At 68.9% G+C, this 22,427-nt stretch carries 17 protein-coding genes and 2 pseudogenes; 10 read left to right on the top strand and 9 right to left on the bottom strand.

The features are described from left to right. Positions 1-123: 123 nt before the first annotated feature. The 3 genes from ACLJT4_RS09325 to ACLJT4_RS09315 form a co-directional block, all read right to left on the bottom strand. Entirely contained in the window at positions 124-552 is a 429-nt protein-coding gene (locus ACLJT4_RS09325) for an ATP-binding protein (protein ID WP_411121835.1), read from the bottom strand. 543 nt (positions 553-1,095) lie between these two features. Beyond that, positions 1,096-1,884: a zf-HC2 domain-containing protein gene (locus ACLJT4_RS09320; RefSeq protein ID WP_411121834.1), complete on the bottom strand. Its 789-nt coding sequence runs from the start codon at positions 1,882-1,884 to the stop codon at positions 1,096-1,098. A 25-nt stretch (positions 1,885-1,909) separates the two neighbouring features. Further along, the gene (locus tag ACLJT4_RS09315) at positions 1,910-2,512 is read right to left on the bottom strand and encodes a sigma-70 family RNA polymerase sigma factor (RefSeq protein ID WP_411121833.1); all 603 of its coding nucleotides are present in this window, start codon (positions 2,510-2,512) and stop codon (positions 1,910-1,912) included. A gap of 338 nt (positions 2,513-2,850) precedes the next feature. Between ACLJT4_RS09315 and ACLJT4_RS09310 the strand changes: the two genes are divergently transcribed. From ACLJT4_RS09310 to ACLJT4_RS09295, 4 genes are all read left to right on the top strand, one after another. Further along, positions 2,851-3,036, top strand: coding sequence for a hypothetical protein (locus ACLJT4_RS09310; RefSeq protein WP_411121832.1), 186 nt, complete (start codon positions 2,851-2,853; stop codon positions 3,034-3,036). 318 nt (positions 3,037-3,354) lie between these two features. Then, on the top strand, positions 3,355-3,672 hold the full coding sequence (locus ACLJT4_RS09305; protein WP_411121831.1) for a plastocyanin/azurin family copper-binding protein: 318 nt from the start codon (positions 3,355-3,357) through the stop codon (positions 3,670-3,672). Then, positions 3,669-4,658 carry a metallophosphoesterase family protein gene (locus tag ACLJT4_RS09300; RefSeq protein WP_411121830.1) on the top strand — a complete coding sequence of 330 codons (990 nt, stop codon included), beginning with the start codon at positions 3,669-3,671 and terminating at the stop codon, positions 4,656-4,658. Before ACLJT4_RS09305 ends, ACLJT4_RS09300 begins: the two co-directional genes overlap by 4 nt. Next, the gene (locus ACLJT4_RS09295) at positions 4,655-5,113 is read left to right on the top strand and encodes a hypothetical protein (RefSeq protein ID WP_411121829.1); all 459 of its coding nucleotides are present in this window, start codon (positions 4,655-4,657) and stop codon (positions 5,111-5,113) included. The genes ACLJT4_RS09300 and ACLJT4_RS09295 overlap by 4 nt, the downstream gene beginning before the upstream one ends. A gap of 201 nt (positions 5,114-5,314) precedes the next feature. Here the strand turns inward: ACLJT4_RS09295 and ACLJT4_RS09290 are convergent, their stop codons facing one another. From ACLJT4_RS09290 to ACLJT4_RS09280, 3 genes are all read right to left on the bottom strand, one after another. Further along, entirely contained in the window at positions 5,315-6,601 is a 1,287-nt protein-coding gene (locus ACLJT4_RS09290; RefSeq protein WP_411121828.1) for a G1 family glutamic endopeptidase, read from the bottom strand. A 433-nt stretch (positions 6,602-7,034) separates the two neighbouring features. Beyond that, entirely contained in the window at positions 7,035-7,463 is a 429-nt protein-coding gene (locus tag ACLJT4_RS09285; RefSeq protein WP_382662267.1) for a DUF4267 domain-containing protein, read from the bottom strand. A 467-nt stretch (positions 7,464-7,930) separates the two neighbouring features. Beyond that, positions 7,931-8,377 (bottom strand): anthrone oxygenase family protein, encoded by a 447-nt coding sequence (locus ACLJT4_RS09280; RefSeq protein ID WP_411121827.1) that lies wholly within the window; start codon positions 8,375-8,377, stop codon positions 7,931-7,933. A 90-nt stretch (positions 8,378-8,467) separates the two neighbouring features. On the opposite strand from ACLJT4_RS09280, the gene ACLJT4_RS09275 reads away from it, so the two are divergent. Further along, positions 8,468-9,049, top strand: coding sequence for a TetR/AcrR family transcriptional regulator (locus tag ACLJT4_RS09275; protein ID WP_411121826.1), 582 nt, complete (start codon positions 8,468-8,470; stop codon positions 9,047-9,049). A 420-nt stretch (positions 9,050-9,469) separates the two neighbouring features. Here ACLJT4_RS09275 and ACLJT4_RS09270 read toward each other — a convergent pair whose 3' ends face one another. Beyond that, positions 9,470-10,138, bottom strand: a complete 669-nt coding sequence (locus ACLJT4_RS09270; protein ID WP_411121825.1) for a DUF1579 family protein — start codon at positions 10,136-10,138, stop codon at positions 9,470-9,472. Between the two features lie 504 nt (positions 10,139-10,642). On the opposite strand from ACLJT4_RS09270, the gene ACLJT4_RS09265 reads away from it, so the two are divergent. From ACLJT4_RS09265 to ACLJT4_RS09255, 3 genes and pseudogenes are all read left to right on the top strand, one after another. After that, positions 10,643-12,220, top strand: coding sequence for a hypothetical protein (locus ACLJT4_RS09265; protein WP_411121824.1), 1,578 nt, complete (start codon positions 10,643-10,645; stop codon positions 12,218-12,220). Between the two features lie 496 nt (positions 12,221-12,716). Beyond that, on the top strand, positions 12,717-14,816 hold the full coding sequence (locus tag ACLJT4_RS09260) for a protein kinase domain-containing protein (RefSeq protein WP_411121823.1): 2,100 nt from the start codon (positions 12,717-12,719) through the stop codon (positions 14,814-14,816). A gap of 353 nt (positions 14,817-15,169) precedes the next feature. Then, positions 15,170-15,830 (top strand): annotated as a pseudogene (locus ACLJT4_RS09255) (transporter); the annotation flags it as partial. On the opposite strand, the pseudogene ACLJT4_RS09250 reads toward ACLJT4_RS09255, so the two are convergent. Next, positions 15,831-16,442 (bottom strand): annotated as a pseudogene (locus ACLJT4_RS09250) (DNA cytosine methyltransferase); the annotation flags it as partial. It lies immediately after the preceding pseudogene. Positions 16,443-16,760: 318 nt separating this feature from the next. On the opposite strand from ACLJT4_RS09250, the gene ACLJT4_RS09245 reads away from it, so the two are divergent. Then, positions 16,761-17,801 carry an LD-carboxypeptidase gene (locus tag ACLJT4_RS09245; protein ID WP_411121822.1) on the top strand — a complete coding sequence of 347 codons (1,041 nt, stop codon included), beginning with the start codon at positions 16,761-16,763 and terminating at the stop codon, positions 17,799-17,801. A 354-nt stretch (positions 17,802-18,155) separates the two neighbouring features. Here ACLJT4_RS09245 and ACLJT4_RS09240 read toward each other — a convergent pair whose 3' ends face one another. Then, entirely contained in the window at positions 18,156-18,341 is a 186-nt protein-coding gene (locus ACLJT4_RS09240; protein ID WP_411121821.1) for a hypothetical protein, read from the bottom strand. 446 nt (positions 18,342-18,787) lie between these two features. Here ACLJT4_RS09240 and ACLJT4_RS09235 point away from each other — a divergent pair, with 446 nt between their 5' ends. Then, a complete protein-coding gene (locus ACLJT4_RS09235) occupies positions 18,788-22,420 on the top strand; it encodes an RICIN domain-containing protein (RefSeq protein ID WP_411121820.1) in 3,633 nt (1,210 codons plus the stop codon). Positions 22,421-22,427: the final 7 nt, after the last annotated feature.

Here is a 22,427-nt window from a genome sequence, read left to right as displayed (position 1 = left end):
CCTCCGTCGGTATGCGGGGGTCGTCGGGCGATGCGGCGTCGTAGCCCTTCGCGGTGGCGGTTCGCCGCGCCGCGGTGCGGACCTGGGCCGGGGGCCGCGATGCGTGCGGAACGACCGGCCCGGTCACGACGAGCACCTGAGGCAGGCGCGGACTTGGCGGCCGCTGCGTGTCTGGTGGACCTCGGTCGACTGGGCGAGGCACTGGACGATGCCGGTGCCGCGGCCGTGTTCGTCGGGGGCGAGGTCGGGGCGGCGCCGTTCCACCGCCGTGCCGGAGTCGGTGACGACGATGTGCAGCGTGCCGTCGTCGAGGACGAGCAGCACGGTCATGCGCTCGCGGCCGTACTGGGCGGCGTTGGCGGCGAGTTCGTCGACGATGAGGACGGCGGAGTCCCGCTCGCGTGCGGGTACGTGCCACGTCTCCAGCAGATCGGCCGTGAAGTGACGAGCGGCGGAGACGTGCGCCTCCTGCGCGGGCAGGGCGAGCAGCGCCTCGTGGCGGCAGGGCCGACCGAGCGGCGAACTCGGGCTGGGGGAATCGGTCACAAACATGGTCTTCTGGCTCTTCTGTGGAGGTGCGGAGAGCGGAACGGGGGAGGGGGGACCGCCAACGGCTTCGGGGCTGTCGGTGGGCCGGATCCTGAAAGGCCCGCTCATCCAGTTCCACGGATGACGCACGCCGAACGGTTCGAGCTGTTCGCCCTTTTTGTTCGACTGCTTGCGCGGGACGATTCCCTCGGTGGCCGGGCCGGGTTCACTCGCCAGGAGGAGGCGAGTTGAGGCTGCCGGCCGTTGGGCGAACCGCCCCCATGCCTGTGCTCGCGTGCGGGACGGGAGCACTTCGTCCGGGCCCTCGCCGAGGCCCGGGGCGTCGTCACCGACCACCCGCGGCGGGAGCGCACGCCCCATCGGAATCCGTGCGCTCCCGCATCAAGTCGGTTGAGGAACCGGCCGGTTCATCGGATTCGGCGCGGCGTCTCCTCGCCCTCCCGTGCCGCCGTGCCCGCACCCCGCGCCCGTAGTCACCCCGCCGGGCGGCCGGGCCGCGGGGCGACCTGACCACCCCGACACCGACCCCGCCTCACGCCTCGCGCCTCATGCCTGGATCGTGACCATCCTCTGACCGTTGCCCGTGAGGATCTCGAAGTGGTCGATGGCTCCCGGCGACATGGCGACCGCCCCGGGGATCGTGGTGCCGGGAGGGTACTCGCCCGCCCGCCAGGTAGCGCCGTCCGCCCTGGCTCCGCCGGCTCCGACCGCCTGGAGCCGGCAGGTGATTCCGGCGGGTGCCCCCTTGGCGGAGACCTGGAGGACACTGCCCCAGGCAGAGGGCGAGACCTTCACCGAGGCGGAGACGCCGGTGGTGGGATCGCTTCCGGCGAAGGTCCGCCAGGCAGCCGGTGCGGTCGGCCCGGGCGGCGTCGCCTGACTGCTCACGGACCCGATGGCCGCCAGCCACGTGCCCCCGGCCGCTGCCGCGATGAGCGTCAGCGAGGCGGCGGCGCCGGCCAGTTGCAGACGCCAGGTCCTGCGGCGCCGGGCCGCGGCCTGCTGGAGGAGCCTTTCCAACACGCCCCCCGCGGGCGCCGTCGACACCTCGGGCGCGGCGGGTCGTTCGGACGGGGCGTCCCGCACGCTTTCGGTTGCCCGTGCCACCAGCCGGTCGGCCAGGTCCCCGTCGGCCGTCGGCACCGTCCGGCCTGAGGCTTCGGCTTCGGTCACCGTCGCCAGCAGTGCGGGCAGTCCCGCCAGTCGGGTGTGTTCGGCTCGGCATGCGGCGCATTCCGCGAGGTGGACGCGTACCCGTTCGCTTTCTGCCGCGGGCAGCGTGCCGAGGACGTATCCGCCCAGTGCCAGCCGCAGGGCGTCGTGTTCCGCACTCATGGTCGCCACCTTTTGCCCGCCACGGTCATGGCTCGATGCCCCGTTCCCGCAGCGCCAGCCGCAGGGCGCGCAGGGCGTAGTGCGTCCGCGACTTCACGGTGCCCAGCGGGATGCCCAACACGTGTGCGGCCTCCGCCATGGTTCGGCCCCGGTAGTAGGTCTCCAGCAGGACGGCGCGGTGGTCGGGGGACAGTGATCGGACGGCCTCGGCGACCGCCCAGCTCTGGAGTGCCTGCTCGATCTGGTCCTCGCCCGGCGTCTGCTCGGCGGCTCGCTGAAGGGCTTCGCCGCCGGCCTCGGCCGGTCTGGCCTGCCGGGCCCGGTGGGCGTCGATGACCAGGTGCCGAGCGACCGTGCACAGCCATGCCCGAGCCGGGCCGAGTGCGGGGTCGAACGCGGCGGGGTGCTGCCACGCCCGCAGCAGCGTCTCCTGCACCACATCCTCTGCCCATTGCCAATCTCCTGAGGTCAGACGCAGCACGTAGTGGAAGAGGGCTCCTGCGTGCTCCGCGTACAGAGTGCGCAGCAGTTCCTCGTCTGCGGTCGAAAGCGCCCCTTTACCAGAGACACGGTGCGCGGAGCGATTCGGATCGGTCCTCGGGCCACGTTTTCGGGAACTCCATGGCATAGGCCGATCATCGCGCACATGTACCACTTTGTCCCGTAACGCATAGTGCGGTGCATGTGACGTTCCGCCTGCCCCGCGGGCGAGGTGTTCCCGCCGTGTTCCTGCCGGCTCCCGCGGCATCAACCGGCTCCCATGGCCACCGGCGGCATCAAGTGGGCCGAGCGTGCGCGGCACCCGAGGGGGCGACCAGCCCGGGGTGATGCCAAGAGTTCCGACAAAAAGTGCACATCCGTCGAACCGTGGGACTTCCGTCGTCCGTGGAGCTGGACAAGAGCCGACTCACGCGCAACGCCTCATCGATCCCCGATGCGGCGAAGGACGGATCGGAGGCGGCCGACATGCACCACACGACGGACGCGCTCCTGGCGCCCGCCGAACTCATCCCGGCGGAACTGCCGCCTGCCGCCCGCGCCTTCGCGGCCCGCAAGAACGGCTGTGCAGCGCGGGGCATGTCGAGACGGGCCACCGGTCCGGGGCGGCACCCGCGCTCGTCCGCCGGGTCCGTGCGGGGAGCGCGCCCGTGAGCACGGCATCCACCACACCTTCCCGCGGTGGCGTGCGCCGATCCGGCGCGGTCCCCGTCGCCGCCTGATCAGTAGGGAACGGACACCATGTACCTGAACTTTCGCTCACCAGGCCGGCGAGCACGCGCCGCGGCCGGGCTGGCTGTCGCCGCCGTCGCCACTGCCGGCGCGGTGGGGCTCCTCGCCTCCTGCGGGCAGTCGTCGCCTTCCTCGGCCGGCGGATCCGGCGCCATCACCGCCGGACCGGGGCAGCACCGGACGGCGGGGATGCCCGGCGCCGTGGGGACGGGGAAAGGCGCTGCTCCAGGCGCCTCACCGATGCCCGGTATGAACATGCCCGGGAGTCCCTCCGGCACGGGCGCGCCGGCCGCGCCGGTGACCGGGAACGCGGTGGCGATCCAGAACTTCGCCTTCTCCCCGGCCACGCTGAAGGTCAAGGCGGGCACGACGGTGACGTGGACCAACCAGGACACCGACGCCCACACCGTCACCAGCGCCGGATCGGGCGGCCCGTTGCACTCGGCCGCCCTCGTCACCCACGCCACCTACAGCTACACGTTCACCAAGCCAGGCACGTACGCCTACCTCTGCACCATCCATCCGTTCATGACCGCCACCGTGGAGGTGACCCCATGACCGACTACGACGCCCGTCGCGACGGAGCATGCGCCGACGACACCGGTCGACCCACTGCCGAACACGGCATGACGCGACGTCAACTCCTGCGACACGCCGGATGGTTCGGCGGTGCCGTGGTGCTGACCGTGGCGAGCGGGGAGGTGATAAGCCACATCGCCGGCTCCCCGGACGCCAGCGCCGGTGCCGCCGCTGCGGGCAGCGGCGCCCTGCGGTTCGTGCAGGTCTCCGACAGTCACATCGGGTTCCAGGGCCCGGCGAACACCGACGTGGTCGGCTCCTTCGCCGAAGCGATCCGGCAGGTCAACTCGCTGGGATTCAGACCCGACTTCGTCATGCACAGCGGCGACCTGACCCACCTGTCCACGGCCGGGCAGTTCGACCAGGTCAAGCAGATGATGGCCGGAATGAGGACGGACCGCGTCTTCACCGTGCCGGGCGAGCACGACTCCATCGGAGACGCGGGCCGCGCCTACCGGCGGACCTTCGGCACCGGCACGCTCGGCGACGGCTGGTACAGCTTCGACACCCACGGCGTGCACTTCATCGCCCTGGTCAACACCCTGAGCCTGGAGAAGCTCGGCCACCTCGGCACCGAACAGATCGACTTCGTCCGCAACGACGTCGCCGGACTGTCGTCGGACACCCCCCTCGTGGTCTTCAGCCACATCCCGCTGTTCGCGATGTACCCGAAGTGGGGCTGGAGCACCGACGACGCCCTCCAAGTCATCGCCCTGCTGCGCCGCTTCTCCTCCGTCACCTGCCTCAACGGGCACGTCCACCAGCTGTTCACCAAGACGGACGGCAACATCACCTTCCACTCCGCCACCACCACCGCCTACCCCCTGCCCCAACCGGGCCGCGCCCCCGCCCCCACCCCGCAGGTCGTCCCCGCCCGGCAGCTCAAAGAGGTACTCGGCATCCGCAGCGTCGGCTACCACCGAGGCGACCGCGAACTGGCCATCAAGGAACAGAGGCTGGCATGAACACCCACCGGTTCCTCGCCCCCGCCCTGCGGTCGACGACCGCCGCGACCCTCGCCACGAGCGGATACGTGCACGCCCAGCTGTACATCGACGGGTACCGCTCCATCCCCGTCATCGGCCCCCTGTTCCTGCTCCAGGCCAGCACGTCCTTCGCCTGCGCCGCCCTGCTGCTGATCGGGACTCCACCCCTGCTGCTGAGGACCGCCGCGGCAGGCGTCGCGCTCGGCGCCCTCGGCGGCTTCGCCGCCTCGCGCACCGTGGGAGTGTTCGGATTCACCGAGCACGGTCTGCAGCCCACGCCACAAGCCGCCCTCAGCCTCCTCGCCGAAGTCGGCTCGCTGCTGCTCCTGGCCATCTGGCAGGTGACCCTGACCAGACGCCCCCACGCCCCCCGACCACCCGTCACGGCCCCCACCCGGACCACCCGGCCCCCCACCCGCACCCCACCCGACTGAACCGCCCTCACGAATCTGCTGCCCCACGTCCGCGAGCTTCGCGTGGCGGACCGTGATCCACCTGCCGGAACGCCTCGGTCACGCAGTACTACTCGGGCAACCGGTACCTGTGGTGGGCATCCGGCCGCACAGGCAGGGACTCACGTTGCCGATCGCGGCGGGGGCAGCCCAAGGGCCAAGGGCCGTCCAACGGGACTGCCGTCAGTTGTACCTGTGCCACGTGAACTGCATGGTGTCGCCGTCCACGGCGGTAACGGTCGACAAGGTGATGCCGTCCGCGTCGACCATCATGATCTGGTCGTTGTTCGCATCGAGATAGCCCACCCAGTTCACCGGGTTCGCCGTTTCGGCCAGGGGGTACTTCATGGTGGCGGTGCCGTAGGTCGCCAGATCGGAGTGACCGCCTTGTATGGTCGGCCGCTCCATGATCCATGCTGTTTGGGAGCCGCTCACGGCAGTCGAACCGCGTGCGGTCATGACGCGGGTGTACTGCCCCGTTGTCTGGTTGGCGAGGGAGAAGAGCCCGAATCCGCCGTTCATCACGGGCCCTGAATTCTCGTCGGCGGCAACCATGACCGAGCGCTGAATCGCATCGCCGATCCTGACGGGGAAGTTCGCTATCTGCTGCGCGGCCCACTGCTGCGGCAGGAAGCACGTCCATGCGAAATAGACGCTCGTACAGACCGGGACCTCCTGAGTCGGGTCCACGATGCCGTCCGACTCCGTCCCGGCCTGGATGAGGTCGACGGTCCCGGTCCCGTCCAGGCCGATCCAGAAGGCACTGTGCGTATACGGGTTGTAGGGGCCCGCACCGCCGCCGGGGACGTTCCAGTTCCCGTACACGTAGTCGTACGTGCCGGGGTCGCCCATCAGCTGGAAGCCGCTCCAGTTCGCCGACTCCTGCAAGGACCGTGGCTCGATGTTCCGGTCCCGCCCGTCCAGGCTCCGATGCGTGCGGGTGACGTCAGGGCGGGGGACCAGATGCGGCTCCACGAAGGTGAAAGGGGCCGAGACGAATCGGCACCAGGCGACGAAGGCGGCGGGCGCCAGGTCGGGACTCGGCCGCGGCGGGTATCCGCGCGTGAAGAGCTCTTCGTCGCTGAGACCCAGACAGTCGTCCAGTCCCAGGGGAGGAATGGTGCGGCCCTCTCGCACGTGCGAGGTTCGCCCTCTGGCGGGTGGCGGCGGCATCTTTTCGGTCGGTTGGGTGGTGGCCCGGAGATCCACCACGTGCTGCATGCCGTCGCCATCGGTTGCCGCGTCGATGAACAAACGGGCTGTCTCACTGCTCTCGCCCAATGGCCGAACCGAGAATTCGAGGATTCCGTCGGGGCCGGAATACGCCACGAGATAGGGACCGTCGTCCTGCTCCGTCCGCACCCTGCATCGGGCGTCCGGCAAGGTGGCAATGCTGATGGGGGTCTCCAGTCCGGGCGGCACCGTGTACCGGTAGAGCCGTTCGACCTGGAGCTGATGAGTAATTGACACGGCAACCAACCCCTTCGCCGAGCAGTCCGCTACTGCGGCAGCTCCTGCTGCTGGGGGCCGGGTGTGATCAGGACGGTCTCGAACTCCGCGCAGACCTGCTGTCGCAGCGTCCCTCTCCTTCATACAAGCACGCGTCCGGACGACTGTCGAACGGGCCGAGATCCGGTGGTTTGTGAGCACGGCAACCCACCTACCGGGAGCCGCGCACAGCGACCAAGAGGCGTCCCGCCACCACCTGTTCACTGCCTGGCCCGCTCGACGGGTGACCATTGAGGCCGCGCCCCCATGCCGCCTGAAGCGCGTCCGGCTCACTGAGTCCGTCGTCGTGGCGTCGTCCGGATGAGTCCCGTTCCGGACCCCGCGGATGCCTCGTACACCCGGCATACCGCGACGATCCCCAACCGTCCGCCCCTACGACAACACACCTTCAGGGTCAGTAGGCGGGCTGCGGGGCGGGCGTTGCCGGAGCGGCCGCGACCTTGCGGGTCTCGCGCATGATCAGCAGGCCGTTGACCACCATCAGCGTCGCGGTCAGGCCGTGGACGCCGAGCGCGGTGGCCACGGGGCCGTGGTGGGCCAGCACGGTGGTCATGTCGCCGTACGCGGCGAGGGCCTCCACCAGCAGCGCCCAACCCAGCGCCCGGCGGTGGCCCGTCACCAGCAGGATGCCCAGGACCAGGGCCAGGACGACGTCGCGGATTCCCTTGATGATCAGGAAGCCGCCGCCGTCGCCGGACGGCCAACTCGGCAGCCCGAAGCCCGGCGCCGTCGTCTCCGGGCTCAGGATGAACTCCACCCCGAACCAGAGGATGAAGAGGATGAAGGCGGCGGCCAGGAAGGTGTTGATCTTCTTCAGCGACATGGTTCTTCTCCTTGCGAGTCTGCGTCAGCTTGGTGCGCTTCGTGCTGGTGCGCTTCGTGGAGCTTGCTGCGAGCCTGCTGCGTCGTGTGGGGCCTGATCGGGCCGCGCGGGCGCGACTGATCGAGGGGCGCGGTGTGGCGGGATCGCAGTTGTGGGATCGCCGTAGTGGGTGGTGCCGCCGTGCTGGATGCGGGCGAGGGCGGCATCGAACTCCGGCTCACCGACTTTGAACGCGTGGTTCCACGGTCCTGGTGGCCCCCTTCATGAACGCGGCCTGCCTCCGGAATTCGGTACGTCCTCCCGCTATCGGTCAGTGGGTGTCGCTGGCGCCCGAGTCCGGGGGAGACCAGCGGAGTTGGAGGGCGTGGGTGTCCGGGTCCTGGGTGGAGGGTGAGGTGGCGGTGCCGCACTTCGGGTGCACGGCCGGGTGGTTCGGGCCGGCCTGCCCGGTGGGTGCGCCCGCGGGCTCAGGTGAGGGCGGTGACCAGCAGGGCGAAGGCGGCGATGATGACGGCGACGCGGACGTAGTGGTAGCGGTCCCAGCGGTTCATCTGCTCCTTCCAGTCGGCGGGCCGGTTCTCGGGGGTCCAGGTCTTGCCCTGGTTGTTGATCGGGACGAGCAGCAGGAGCGACATGATCACGCTGAGGATCAGCAGTCCGGCGGCGGTGACGACGAGGCCGGTGCCTTCGTGGTGCCATCCGGCGATGGCCCAGACCGCGGCGAGGACGAGCGAGCTGATGTACCAGACCGGCATCACGGCGCCGAGCATCCGGCCCCCGTGGGAGCGGGCGAGCTGGTCGCTGTCCTCGGGGAGGGCGTTGAAGATCCGGTTCATGACGAAGGCGACGGAGAACTCCACCCCCACCATCAGGCCGACGCTGACGATGGTGATGACCTGAAGTGCGGTGAGCATGATGCCCCTCCCGAGATCTAGCGTTGCTAGCTGATGAGGCGACGCTAGTACTGCTGCCGCTCGATTGTCTAGCGGTGCTAGGATCGAATCATGTCGGTACAGGAACGCAAACAGCGCGAACGGGCGGAGCGCGAGCGCCTCATCGTGGCGACGGCGCGCGAACTCGCCGAGCAGCAGGGCTGGGACGCGGTCACCACCCGCCGGCTCGCCGAGCGCATCGAATACAGTCAGCCCGTCCTCTACAGCCACTTCCGCGGGAAGCGCGAGATCATCGGCGCCGTCGCCCTGGAGGGCGCCGCCGAGATGGCCGCGGCGGTGCGGGCCGCGGCCTCCACCGTGAACGGCCCGCGCGAGCGGGTCGCCGCCCTGGCCCGTGCCTATCTCGACTTCGCCGCACACAATCCGGCGGTCTACGACGCCCTGTTCCAGCTCGACGGCGGCCTGGCGTTCGCGCAGGAGGACACCCCGGAGCCTCTGAAGGACGCCTTCGCCGCGCTGCTGGAGAGCCTGGGCGAGGTCGCCGGGGACGGCGTCGACCCGGGGCTGTTCACCGAGGTGTTCTGGGCGGCCCTGCACGGCCTGGCCACCCTGACCCGGGCGGGACGGCTGCCACCGGAGTACATCGAGCCGAGGGTGCAGCTGCTGGTGGACCGGCTCGCCGCCACGGCCTGATGCACCGTCCCGGCGGGCGGGCGGCCGGGTCCCTCGGGCTCCGCCGGTGCTGGGACCGGTCCCGGAAGGCCGATCCGAACGAGTTCGCCCTGACGCGCTTCAAGGTAGGCCAGGACATCGCTGAGCGAGATCACCTACCGCACTCTCACGCCAGCCGCAGCCGCACTGTTGGGACAGACCGGGCCGCGCTCGCCAACCGCTGCCGACAGCGCGAGTACCACCGTCAACGGCTACAGGCACGAGCTGAACCAGGCCAACCGATTCGTCGGCGACCGGCTCCTCCTCCCACTCCACTCGGGGCGGTGAGGGAGTGGTCGCACGACGTCGTTCATCGGCGCTGGGCCCATGCCTCGTCGTCGGCATGGGCCCAGAGCTGCGGTGCTCAGATGTCCGGGGCGGCGGAGCATCGGGTGGCGAGGGTTACTTCCGGGTGTAGACGACCCGGTCCGCCAGGCGTTCCTTCTGGCCAGGCGGGGTGAAGTAGAGATCGAACGTGTGCCGATCGGCGGAGTCGATCCTCACGACAGTACGCATGGGGATGGTCTTGCCCTGGTACTCGGGGCCGAGAATGCCCGGGTCGGTGAATTCGCCGGGAATGGTGATCTCAGAAGCCGTGCAGCTGCCCGGCGTGCCCCGGTAGGTCATGGTCGTCGGCGTGACGCTGTCGAAAGTGGTCCACTCGTAGCGCCGGTCGATGTTGGAGTAGCCCATGATGCCGACGCGGTAGTAGGGCTTGCCCGCGAGGGTGCCCTCGGTGCGCTCCTCCAGGAAGCGGTCGCCGGTCTTGTTGATCCAACGGACCTTCACCTTGATGTCATGGGAGACGACCGGCTTGCCGTCCTTGCTCAGGACGTAGTTGTACTTCGTGGCCTTCCATGTGCCGACCAGAGGGTCGAGCACGCGGTGGCGCGGACCAGGGGTGAGGTTGTCGTCCGGGGTCGCGGTGGCCGTGGGGCCAGTGGATCGCGCGGCGGCCGATGTCGCGGGTGACGCGGCGGAGGCGGTGAGCGTGCCGGTCAGGCCGACGGCCGCAGCGAGCACACCGGCGACGAGCCAGTTCCGTCTGCTGAGTTGATGGTGCCTGTGCATGGGAAGTCCTCCGTTGGTACATCAGTACGTGCCGCGCCAACGGGACATGATTCACAATCCGTAGTTTCGGGAGAACCGATTAACCGGATCGTCTTGAAGCACGAGACGGGGTGCACGAGACAGGGTGGGTGCCAGAGTGGCAATCCCTCGGAAGCGTGGAGGAGGCTTCCTTCGTGCGGCTCGGTCTTGTGAACGGGCCTCGGCACGCTGTACGCGGTGCGGGCGCTTGCGAGGCCGCCCGACTCCCGGTCGGCACACCTGATCGCTTCCAACACCGGTTGAACTGCGGAGCGTCACACCGCTGGCCGGCAGTGCCCCACGAGAGACAGACGCTTGTGCCGCTGCTCGACGCCGAGATGAATCTCGGCCGCCAGCCCACCCCGGCGGGGGCGGGTAGGCCCGGCAGACTGTGGAGGCGACGTTCACCGAGATCCACTTTCGCAACAGCTCCCAGTCACGCGGGACCTGCAAATTGAGCGTATACACCGAATGTATATTCGCGACATGTCCCTTGATCTTGACTCCCCAGCGCTCGCCTTCGCCGAGCGAAGAGCCACCCCGGCCCCCGCCGGAGCGCACCGGTGGACGACCTGGCTGGTTTCCGGGGCGCCCGCTCTGCTGGCACTCGCACTCGGCTTGTGGGGGTTGCCCCGCCAGGGCGCCATATGGCGGGACGAGGCCGCGACATGGGAGGTGGCCCAGCGGTCTATATCCGAGATCTGGCACATGACCGGGCGGGTGGATATCGTCCACGGTCTCTACTACCTGCTGATACACACCGTGTTCGAGGTCTTCGGAGCGAACCTGGCGGGGCTGCGGCTGCCCTCGGTGCTGGGCGCGCTCATCGCTGCGGCGACCACCGCGGCAATCGGCCGCAGGCTCGCCGGCCCCATGGGCGGCCTCTCGGCAGGTCTGGTGCTGGCCTTGCTGCCGGTGATGCAGCGGTACGCGCAGGAGGGGCGCTCCTTCGCGCTGGTGGCTGCCGGAGTGGCGGTGGCAACCTGGCTGCTGGTCGGGGCGGTGTTCCCGGCGGGCCCTGCCGGGAACACCGCCTCGCGCGACGGGCGTGGGCGCAAAACCGGATGGGCGTGGCGCTGGGGTGCCTATACGGCGGTCATGCTCGCTACCGCACTGCTCAACTGGTTTTCACTCTTCGCGTTGGCGGCTCACGGCGCGACCGTCCTGATCTGCAGGCGCGGCAGCCAACGTGCCTTGCTGGCAAGGTGGTTGGTGACAGCCGCCGTGATCGTGGCGGGAACGCTGCCACTCGCACTCGCCAGCCGTCTGCAGGCGAAGCAGGTGGCATGGATACCGTCAGTCTCGGCGGCCAGCTTGCTGGGGGTGACCGTGATGCTGGTCGTCGCCCTGGTATGCGCCCGAGTGCCGCGCGGCGTGCGTACCGTTCCGTCGCCGGTCTCGGTGGGGCTGTCGCTGCTCGCCGTCCCGCAACTCGGGCTGCTGCTGGCCTCCTGGCTCGTCAAGCCGCTCTATGTCGACCGCTACGTACTCTTCGCATACATCGGGCTGTCGCTGCTCGTCGGTCCCGCCGTCGCCCGGGCGGTGCAGGCGGCGCTGTCGTACGGCCGGGCCCGCGGCCGTCGCTGGGGACGGGTGCGTGGCGAGTCGCTGCTCGCCGGGGTCGTGGCGGTCGTGTTCCTGGCGCTGCTGCCCTTGGAGTTGGGCCTTCGGGCACCGAAGAGCAGGACGGACGATGTGCGGGTTGCCGCCGACAAGGTCGCGGCGCTGGCGGGCGCAGGTGATGGCGTCGTGTTCATACCCGACCAGCGGCGTGACGCCGCACTCGTCACACCGTCCTCGTTCAGCAGGCTCGACGATCTCGCGCTGGCCAAGGGCCCGGTCACTTCCGGAACCCTGTATGGCGTAGAGGCCGCACCCGAACGCATACGGGCCGCCATGCTGACCCACAAGCGCATCGTCGTGGTCAGCGACAGCAGTTCCTCCCCGGAGGCGTCAACGCCTCGCGACCTGGCCAAACTCACCACACTCGCCCAGCACTTCACCCTCATCACCTCCGGCGAGGCCGGGGGTCGCCGGGTGACGGTGTTCGAGAGGACCCAGTGAGGGCTGGGTCGAGCTTGACTCTGTCGGTGATCTTGGAGCGGTTGCAGATCTCCCTTTCTCGTTGCCGGTGGCCGGTGTCCGGCCCATAGGACACCCATGTGAGACAAACGCTGGCATCTTGTCGCGTTGAAGCAGTCAGGTTCTCACTGGTTCTCGTTCGTGCTGGCGGATCGACTCGTGGCAAAGACCGTCGCACGTCTACGAGACGGCAGGCCCGTGCCGCTCTCCCCGATGAGCGCGGAGCCATCAGGGCTGCGGATCTCTGCCCGTTACTACCCCTGGTCTGAGACCTCGGTCATCCGACCGGAAGGCGCCGGATATCTCATTTGTGACCTCTAGAACAGGCCAGTGCTGCGGATCGGACGGAAGAACGGGAACATCGCCCTGCTGTCCGGAATCGCCACCGCTATGAGGAGCAACTGACACGGTCCCCCAGCAGGCGCCCTGGTCTGCAAGCCCTGCCTGGCAACTACAGTGCAGCACTAAGGTGTTCGACGTGACAGAAGCGAACGGGGAATTGATCGGCGGCCGGTACCGACGGATCGAGCTGATAGGTCAGGGCGGCATGGGCCGCGTCTGGCGGGGTCGGGACGAGACGCTCGGGCGGGACGTCGCCATCAAGGAAGTGATATTCCCGCAGGGCATCACCGCCGAGCAGCGAGACGTCCTGCTCCAGCGTGTGACACGGGAGGCGCGCGCCGCAGCACGGCTCAACCATCCCGGGATCATCACGGTGCACGACGTGGTCGAACACCAGGGCGCGCCCGTGATCGTCATGGAATACGTGACCGGCATCTCCCTGGCCTCGTCGATCGCGCAGAGCGGAGGGCTGCCGGTCCGCACAGTCGCCGAGATCGGCACGAAGATGCTGCAGGCATTGAACCGCGCCCACGCATCCGGCATCGTCCATCGCGACCTCAAACCGGACAACGTCCTGCTGATGGACGACCGGGTCATCATCACCGATTTCGGCATCGCACACATGGCGGACTCGACCACGGCGCTCACCCACACAGGCACGATCATCGGCACACCGGCCTACATGGCGCCCGAGCAGTTGGCGGGCAAGGCTCCCTCAGCCGCCACCGACCTCTGGGCGTTGGGCGCCACGCTCTACAGCGCCGTCGAGGGTCAGCCCCCCTTCAGCGCCGAGACCTTCACCGCACTGGTACTCGCCGTGATCACGGAGGACCCGCGCCCTGCCCTGCGTGCAGGGGGCCTGTGGCCGGTTCTTGCGGCCCTGCTGACGAAGGATCCGGCGCAACGTGCCACGGCCGCGCAAGCGCAGGCCGCGCTGGAGCAGGTGGAACGGACAGGAGCGGCCGTTCCCGTTCCGATTCCCACTCAGGTCGATTCCGCGCCGTCGCCGGGGCCGCACGCGGCACACCAGCTGCCAACCCAGACGGGCACCCCGTTCGCACCGCCCGTCTCCCCGGGGTCCGGCGGAACCCCGGCATCCGGGGCGCCCAGGACTCTCGGGCGGCGCAGCGTCCTGTGGCTCGGCCTGGGCGGGGCCGCGGTGGTGGCCGGCGGCATCGGGATCGCCCTGAAGACCGGCGACCACACCCCACCGAAGCCCAAGGTGAACCCGTGGGAATACGCCGTCGAGGGCCCGCGCCATGACGGTAATCCGCCTCCGTTCGCCGTGGCCGACGGCGCCCTGTACGTCTCCACCGAGGAGACCATCGTCGCCCTGGACGCGCGCACCGGACGCAAGCGCTGGAAAGGCCCCTCCGACTTCTCCCGGGAGTACAGGTACAGGAGCCCCCTCGTGGCCGCCGACGGGGCGGTGTACGCGTCCGGCCAGATCGGCACCACGTATGGCCTGTGCGCACTGGACGCGGGCGGCAGGAAGAAGTGGTTCTGCTCCTTCGCCGACTCCGACCACAGACCGGTCGTGACCGACGGAATCGTCTACATCACGGCGTACGGCCATGTGTACGCCGTGCATGCGGACAACGGGCGGAAGCTGTGGAGCCATCCGCTGGGGGGCAAGGACTCCGGCGGTCTGGCGGTGGCCGACGGCACCGTGTACGTCAGCGGCGGCAAAGCCCTGTACGCGCTGGACGCGGCCAGCGGCGCCGGGAAGTGGGCCTTCCCTCTCGACTACGGAACACGCCTCGACCAGCCACCCGTCGTGTCCGGCGGACTCGTGTACGTCCTCGACGATGTCACGAACCTGCACGCGCTCCACGCCGCCGAGGGCACCAGGAAGTGGTGGCTCAAGTTCGACGGGCAGAGCCTCCGCGCCGCGGGCGACATGCTCTACGTCACCGGCGGCGACGATGCGGAAAACGGAATAGTCCACGCGCTCGACTCGTCGACGGGGAAGAGGAAGTGGGGCCACAAGGTGAACTCCAGTCAGCTGTCGCCCACGCAGCTCGCACTGGCGGGTGACCTGCTCTTCGTCGCCAGTACCGAGGACAAGGACGGTACCGTCTACGCCGTCGACACCGGTGACGGCTCCCAACGCTGGTCCACCGGGATTCTGGAGAAGCTGGGCAGCGACATGGCGGCCGCCTACGGATTCGTGTACGCCTCCGTCAATGGCCGTGTCGTGGCCCTCGACGCGGCCACGGGGACGGCGCCGACCTGAGCACGAGCACGACATCGACGGGCGGCACCAGCACGCCGGGGAACAGCCCTGCGGGATGATGCCGGGCGGCCCTGTGCGGGGCGTCCTTCTGACCTGCTCGGAGATGAACCAGCGGTCGTGCCGGGGCAGCCGTGCCGCGACGTGTGCTCGGAAACGGCCCGGCCTCCAACCGGAGCCCACTACCCCCACGACGTCCTCGTCGCGGCCCTCTCCGGCTCCTGCACCGCAGCCCTCGTCATGCTGCTCGCACGCCCCCTGGGAAGCTGTTCCACGCAACGGATGGGGGCGTCGTCGAGGTTGCGTCGCGTCTTGCCGAGGTTGAGGCGGATGTGCAGGGCCTCGTCGAGGCGCACATGGACGCGATGCTGGGCGTGAGGTTTCTGGCGAGCGAGTACGTCATCGGCTGCGATGGCGACGGTGGGCGCATCGATTCGTTGGGCATCGACGAGAACGGTGCACCGGTCGTCGTCGAGTACAAGCGGGGCACTGACTCCGGCGTGATCAACCAGGGTCTGTACTACCTGTCCTGGCTCCTGGCGCACCGGGACGCCTTCCGCGCCCTGGTCCGTGAGCGACTGGGAGCGACGGTCGCGTCCCAGATCCTGTGGAGCGCGCCGCGGCTGATCTGCGTTGCCGGCGACTTCACCCGCTACGACGCCCACGCGGTGCGAGAGCACCGGCGCAGCATTGACCTGGTCCGTTACCGGTACTACGGCGACGACCACGTCGGCCTGGGAGATCGTGGCTTCCGTCACCGGGCCCTCGGTGACGGCCGAGCGGAGCCGTCGTTGCGCGGCCGGGCAGCGGGGTGTTCGCCAGCCGGGCGGAGCGCTGGCGGAGCTGGCCGAGGCGGTCGACCAAGTGCTGCTCGGCGTCGGGGACGGTGTCACGCGGGTGCAACGCATGCAGTACGTCGCCTACCCGCGACTGTGCAACTTCGCCTGCGTCACCCCGCCGCAGCAGACCAAACTCCTCGTCTACCTCAAGGCCAACCCGAAGAAGGTCGAACTCATCCGGGCGGTCGGTGGCACCCCACCCGAGCGCCTGGGCCATGGACGCCCACGGTGCGCGGCCCGGCCCGAACAGACTCTCCGGCTCGCCATGCTGGGCATGCGTGGGTGGCGGGGGCGCAGCGGTGCGGGATCGCGAGGCGAGCAAAATGGCGCGCCTGCGGGTCTGGGGCACGCCGTAGTCGGCGGCGTTCAGGATCCCGGCCCACGCACTGTAGCCCCGGGCGCGCAGAATCGCCGCGTACTGGCGCCACAGCGGAAGTACGTCGGGGACTTCTTCCATGACCACCCATGCCGGCTCGCCGTGTTGGTGGAGGGCATGGAGGTAGCGCGTGGGCTCGGCCGCGAGGAGCGACCGGGTGTCCCGGCAGGAGGCGAGCAGCTCGGCGCGAGTGTCGCGGCCGGCGGCGAGGTCGGCGACTGTCTGGTGGACGAGGGGTTGGTCCACCAGGCCGAGCCGTCGGCCGGCTGCGGACCATGCCTGGCACGGCGGGCTCGCGATCAGGCCGGTGGCCTTCCCCGCGAAGGGCCGGACCGGATACCGCGCGACGTCGGTGCGGATCGTCAACTGCCCTGAAGCCGCATGGGTTTTGCAGGCCCATTCGTCCCACTCCAGTCCGACGTCGCGGGCACCGAGCACGGTCAGCGCGTGGCTCCATCCGCCGGGGCCGTTGTGTCGGCAGAGACTGTGTCCCTCGCAGGCCGTGTCGCTTTACATCGGGTCTGGACCTTCGGCTCGTGTCGCGTTGCGGTGGCCCAGCGTGTTCCTTTTCCTGCATGGGCTGAGTGACTGAGATCACGCTCAAATGGGGTTGGTGCGTCAGCTGGAACGCTAGGCGAACGTACGGCATTGAGCACAGGGATCCTTCCGTGGAGAGGGCAGTTGATCGAAAAATGCGTAGCTTGTTGCTGAGAGCGTCGGGATACTGTCGCGGTGTCCCTTCCCGAACTGCCTCGACTGCTGCGGCCTCGCGCCCTGGAACCCGGAGATCTCGTCGTTATCGCGGCGCTGTCCGGACCGCTCCATGCCAGATACGCGCTCGATCTCCAGCAGGCGGTGGCCGAGCTCGAGGGGATGGGTTTCCGTGTGCGTCTCGCGCCGCTCCTCGAAGCAGGGCGGCACCGTTGGTGGAGCGCTGCGCGGCCGGACGAGATAGCCGAGGAGTTCAACGGTCTGCTGCGTGATCCCGAGGTGCGCGCGATCGTCGCGCACGACGGTGGCCAGACGGTGTTCGGGTATCTCGACCTGATCGACTTCGACGCGGTCAGGGCCGATCCCAAGCCGATCCTCGGCTACAGCGACATCTCGCTGCTGCACCTGGTGCTCTACGCGCGCACCGGTCTGGTCGGGTTCCATGCCGATGTGGCCACGCCCGGTCTCGGCGGGCACTGGCAGAGAGCGTCCGCGGCGCGCCGGAAGGAGCTGGGGAGGCTGTACTCGACGCTGCTGACCGGCACGGAGCCGATCGGTGTGCTGCCCGCCGGTCCGTCGTGGGAGTGCTGGCGTGCCGGGCGTGCCGAAGGTCCGCTGGTCGGCGGGGTCATCAATCGCATTGCGCTGGCGCAGGCGACGCCCTTCGCGCTGCCGCTCGAATGCTTCGACGGCGCGGTGCTGTTCTGGGAGGAGCTGGGCGGCCACGCATCGTACGTGTGGAGCTATCTGCAAGTACTGCGGCACAGCGGCATTCTTGATCGGATCGCCGGCATGGTCGTAGGCGTTCCGGAGGCGATCGACGGGCTCGACTCACCCGACGGCTCCCCGACCCTGTCCGAGATCGTCCTCGATGTCCTCGGAGACCGTGACATCCCGGTCCTGGGTCACGTCGACTTCGGACACGCCGGCCCGAATCTGCCGATGCCGGTCGGTATCCGCGTCGCACTCGACGCGCAGCAACGGACGCTGTCACTGCTCGAACCGGCGGTACAGCCACTCACGGGGGACCGGCCCGGACGGCTGAGTAACGCGGATCAGTGAGGTCCTTCATGGGGCCTGCCCGACCTGTTGGTCAGACGGATGCCGATTGACTATCGGGTGACCGTAACCCGATCGGTGGCCACGCTGTAAGAGCTCTTTGGTGCGTACGGCGAGGGAACACAGCAGACCGCGCTGACGGGTTCCCTCGCCGTACTCGAACCGTCGGTAGACGTCCGGCTCAGCTGCACGATCCGTACGGGGCTGTTCCGGGGCGGGCGGCGGGCAGGCGGCGGACGTTGCCGAGGGCTGCGGCCTGTTCCCGCAGACGCACGATCTCGTCGTGCTGTGCGGCCAGGCGCGAGACGGCGAGTTCCTTGAACGTGGTGAGCTCGGCAACGGCCTCGTCCCGCTGCGTCAGGCGTTCCTTGAGTTCGGCGACCTTGGTCTTGAGCCGTTCTGCGCGATCCGCGGGTCGACGACCTCTCTGGCCTCCCGCAGAGTACGAAGGCGCCGCTCGAACTCTTCGGCGAGGTGCTGGTAGGGGCCGGGGCGGGTGGTGCCGTCACGGTTCTTCTTCGGGTAGAACGCGGTGCGGGTCACGCCGGCTTCGGTTGCCAGTGTCTTCAAGTCGCAGCTGCCGCCGGGCGGGACCCTAGGTGTTCCGTCCGGGGACGTTGTGGACGCGGCTGGCGGGTGGTGCGCTAAGGATTGGGATGGATCCCCGGTTTCGCTAACCGGGGATCGTCGGGTACAACGCGTCCCGCGCCTTCCCTGCCTTGCCGGTGTGCGAGGGCAGATATCGTGATCTTGGTCTCCTTGTGTGTCTGTTGGGTCTAGTCAGCATGAATCGTGACTTTTGTTGGTGAGGGTGGATTCCGGGGCGCCGACGATGTCGCTCCGACCAGCGATTTCTGTAGCAACCAGCAGTGACAGGGGGGCGTATGCCCAGACTCTTCTCCTTCCGCGACCGGTCGCGGAAGAGACCATCTCCCTCGTGCGGACGGCGGTCCGGGGCTGCCGCAGCCGCGGCGCTCGTCCTCAGCGGCTTGCTGTCCCTTCCGGCGACGGCGCCCGCCGTCGCTGCCGACGCCAAGGCCGGCGGTCAGGGAGCGGTGCGGCCGGACCTCTCCTCGGCGAACCGCACGGCGCCGCTGGCCGGCCTGCCCGACTGGTCGAAGGTGGGCTACCGAGGCGGCCGGGCGCTGCCGGGGGATCAGCAGCTGACCTCGCGTGCGGAGTGCCGGATCTCTGCGGAGAAGCTGGCCTCCGACTACGGCGTCGTGGCCGACGACGGCAAGGACGACACCGGCGGACTGCAGCGCGCCGTTGACGACATCAAGTCCCGCTGCAGCGGCTCGGCGGGCTTCGAGCAGCTCTCGCTGGTGTCGCTGCCCGCCGGGCGGATTGACGTCACCCGGCAGATATCCCTCGACGCGAACTTCCTGGTGCTGCGGGGCCAGGGTTCGGGGGAGGGCGGCACCCGTGTCGTCTTCCGGCCCGACACCAATACCCGCTACGACACTCTCAGTGCCGACGGTGGCCGCTGGGAGCAGAACACCATGACACACGGCGAGGGCAAGAACGCCGGCAAGGGCGGCTGGATCTGGCCGGGGCGAGGGCTGTTCCGCGTACAGACCCGTGACGTCGCCGACCGCTACAAGAACGAGTGGCAGTCCGCGCCCGCCAACCGCAAGGACCTCTTCGAAGGGTCCGTCAATCAGCACTGGGCCTCCGGTGTGAAGGTCCGCAGCAGTCCGGCGCACCCGGGCTACTCCGCCCGCCAGGGCGAACGCGTCCTGCACCTCGACCCCAAGGCCCCGGCCGGCAAGTTCACGGTCGGCGGGCATGTGTGGGTCGGCGCGGCCAACAGCCTGAAGTTCTACGAGCAGCAGGGCGTCGGCGGCGACGAGTACGCCGCGCGGCGGGAGAACCTGCACATGCGCCAGCAGGTGTTCGTCGTCCAGGAGGTGGACGAGAAGGCCGGGACCATCACGCTGGACAAGCCCCTGGAGTACGACCTTCCGGTGGACTCCACGTCGGACGGCTCCGATCCCATCGACGGCAAGGCGTTTCCGAGCAAGGTCACGCCGCTGAACATGGTCCAGGGTGTGGGCCTGGAGAACTTCTCCTTCACCCAGGACATGTCCGGGCTGCCCAAGCTGGGCGGCAGCAGCTACAGCCTCAAGCCCGAGGACGCCGTGCACAATTACGGCAACCTGGCGCCCGAGTACGCGATGCACGGCATCGTCTTCAAGTGGGCCGCCGACTCCTGGGCCCGCGGGGTGAAGTCCGAGATGGCCGGGTCCCACCCCATCGTCACCGAGGTGGCCAAGAACCTCCAGATCGAGGGGAACACCTTCGACGGGGCCTGGAACAAGGGCAAGGGCGGCAACGGCTATCTGCGCGGCAGCCGCGTGTGGGACTCGCTGTACGCCTACAACACCAGCCGCAACCTGCGGCACTTCACGTTCCAGTGGTCGGCCAGCAACAACGTCGCCCTGCGCAACGACATGGACTCGGACCTGAACCTGCACGGCGGCTGGGAGCGGCGCAACCTCTTCGAGGGCAACACCGTCCGCGTGCCCTACGAGCACGCCCCCGGCAACTGCAGTGCCAACTGCGGCGGTGAGGGCGGCGAGCAGGACAAGGGGATGACCTGGTACCCGATCTGGTGGGCGGCCGGTCCCAAGGCCGTCAAGTGGTCCGGCTCCTCCGGCCCGCAGAACGTCTTCCACGACAACACCCTGCTCAAGCAGACCACCAAGGGCGGAGAGTTCACCCCCTTCACGCCGTACTCGTCCGCGGCACCCGGCGGCGGCGGAGCCAAGGTCTTCCAGTTCGGCTCCGACTCCAACGACCCCGCCTCGTTCAAACCCCTCGCCTCGGGCGGAGGGCCCATCGCGGACTGGGGCGGACACGAGACCGCCGACTACCTCGGCTCCGGCGTCTACGCCCGGCCCGTGGCACAGGCGTCGCTGCTGCTGGGCACCACCGCTGAAAGGCAGTGGGGGCAGGAGAAGCGGATGGTCACCTGGAACATGCAGGGCTCCGGCAGCTCCGCAGACAACAACACCTACGACAGCAAGTACAACTACGTCGCCAACCTGCTGCGCACCCCGGGCAATGTCCTCAGCGAAGGTTACGACGTGGCCGTGCTGCAGGAAGCGGGTCAGGAGCCGGGCAGCGCCCGCCACGTGCGCGACATACCGCAGACCACCGGGCACCAGGTGCGTGAGCTCAGAGTGGGGGGCGATCGCGCGGCCAGTGGCTACAACCTGTACTGGCTGGAGACCGACCCGGGAGCGGGACGGGTGAACCTGGCCGTGGCCACCCGACATGACGTGCAGGAAGTCCTGGTGGTGCGCAACAACATCCCCACCGCCCGCCCGGCGCTGGGGGTGCGTATCGGGCGCACCTTCTACTTCACGGCACACGCGTTCTCCGGCAGTAACGGCAACCCCGGCGGCTCCGACGCCGGTCCACTGCTGCGAGCCATCAACGAGACCATGTCATCTGCTGAATACCGCGATTACGCATGGGTCGTGGGCGGCGACTGGAACCAGCTTCCGAGAGAGCTGGAGGCGCGCCTGCGCAACTATGAGCGTGCCCCTGCGGTCCACGTGATGGACGCAGGCGGTATCACGCGGCCCGCGAGCCAGCGGGAACTCGACTACGCCGTGGTTCCCAGCATCATGCAGATGGGCATCCGTCAGCTGGGTGTGCTGAATCAAATGCCCTACTCCGACCACCTCCCGGTGGGCTTCGCGCTCCATGTGCCGGACGGGAGCGGCGCGCCGAACCGCATGCCGTCCAGGAGCCTACCGACTGGCTCGTTCGCACTGCTCAACGCGCAGACCGGCAACGTGGCGGATGTGCAGGGCGGCTCCCGGGAGGGTGGAGCGGCGATCCTGGACTACGGCTACAACGGCGGCGACAACCAGCTCTGGAACCTGGCGCCACACCCGCAGTACCGGGGCTTCTACTACATCAACAACCTCCACAGCAGGCAGCACATGGGCCAGCGTTCCGGCGAGCGCAACGGTGTGATCGTGCAATGGAACGAGTTCAGCGAGGACCAGTTGTGGCTGCCGGTGGAGCGGGCCGACGGCACGTGGGTCTTCGTCAACCACGTGACACGCCAGCTCCTCACGGACTTCGGACCGGGGCAACAGCTGGTGGGCCATGACCCCATTGAGGCCAACGGCGGCCAGCAGCAGCGCTGGTTCCTCGTGTCCCGCGACGAGATGAACGACCGCCAGCGAATCCAGTCTTCCGGCGGAGGGCAGGGCGGAGTCGTGGACATCCGGGGAGGCTCGACTGCCGATGGGACCCCGGCGATCCTCTATCCCCAGAACGGCGGCGACAACCAGGAGTTCATCCGGCTGCCCGCGGGCACGGTACGCGGTCGGCAGTGCTACTACCTCCTCAACGGCAACAGGTATCTCAACTCCACTGGCTACGGCCACACACCGGTCAATACGGCCGAGATCAACGTCAGCCATTTCCAGATGAACAACGACCGCTACCGGTGGTGCGAGGAACGGGACGGCGGTGCCGGGGAGATCACCCTGGCGAACCCCACTGACAGCGGATTCCTCTACCTGAACGGGCTCAGCTACAACCACCAGCTGCACCTCGGCCCCGTCCGGCAGCACTGGGAGTGGGTGAAGACCGGCTAGCCAGCCC

It is taken from the genome of Streptomyces sp. x-19 (assembly GCF_046549115.1).
Taxonomy (GTDB): domain Bacteria; phylum Actinomycetota; class Actinomycetes; order Streptomycetales; family Streptomycetaceae; genus Streptomyces; species Streptomyces albulus_C.
This window is presented reverse-complemented; position numbering and strand designations above follow the sequence as displayed.

Coding starts and splice junctions, on each gene's coding strand:
- ACLJT4_RS09310 (WP_411121832.1), top strand. CDS start 2,851: ATGCACCACACGACGGACGCGCTCCTGGCGCCCGCCGAACTCATCCCG.
- ACLJT4_RS09315 (WP_411121833.1), bottom strand. CDS start 2,512: ATGCCATGGAGTTCCCGAAAACGTGGCCCGAGGACCGATCCGAATCGC.
- ACLJT4_RS09300 (WP_411121830.1), top strand. CDS start 3,669: ATGACCGACTACGACGCCCGTCGCGACGGAGCATGCGCCGACGACACC.
- ACLJT4_RS09270 (WP_411121825.1), bottom strand. CDS start 10,138: ATGCACAGGCACCATCAACTCAGCAGACGGAACTGGCTCGTCGCCGGT.
- ACLJT4_RS09275 (WP_411121826.1), top strand. CDS start 8,468: ATGTCGGTACAGGAACGCAAACAGCGCGAACGGGCGGAGCGCGAGCGC.
- ACLJT4_RS09265 (WP_411121824.1), top strand. CDS start 10,643: ATGTCCCTTGATCTTGACTCCCCAGCGCTCGCCTTCGCCGAGCGAAGA.
- ACLJT4_RS09325 (WP_411121835.1), bottom strand. CDS start 552: ATGTTTGTGACCGATTCCCCCAGCCCGAGTTCGCCGCTCGGTCGGCCC.
- ACLJT4_RS09280 (WP_411121827.1), bottom strand. CDS start 8,377: ATGCTCACCGCACTTCAGGTCATCACCATCGTCAGCGTCGGCCTGATG.
- ACLJT4_RS09305 (WP_411121831.1), top strand. CDS start 3,355: ATGCCCGGTATGAACATGCCCGGGAGTCCCTCCGGCACGGGCGCGCCG.
- ACLJT4_RS09320 (WP_411121834.1), bottom strand. CDS start 1,884: ATGAGTGCGGAACACGACGCCCTGCGGCTGGCACTGGGCGGATACGTC.
- ACLJT4_RS09285 (WP_382662267.1), bottom strand. CDS start 7,463: ATGTCGCTGAAGAAGATCAACACCTTCCTGGCCGCCGCCTTCATCCTC.
- ACLJT4_RS09295 (WP_411121829.1), top strand. CDS start 4,655: ATGAACACCCACCGGTTCCTCGCCCCCGCCCTGCGGTCGACGACCGCC.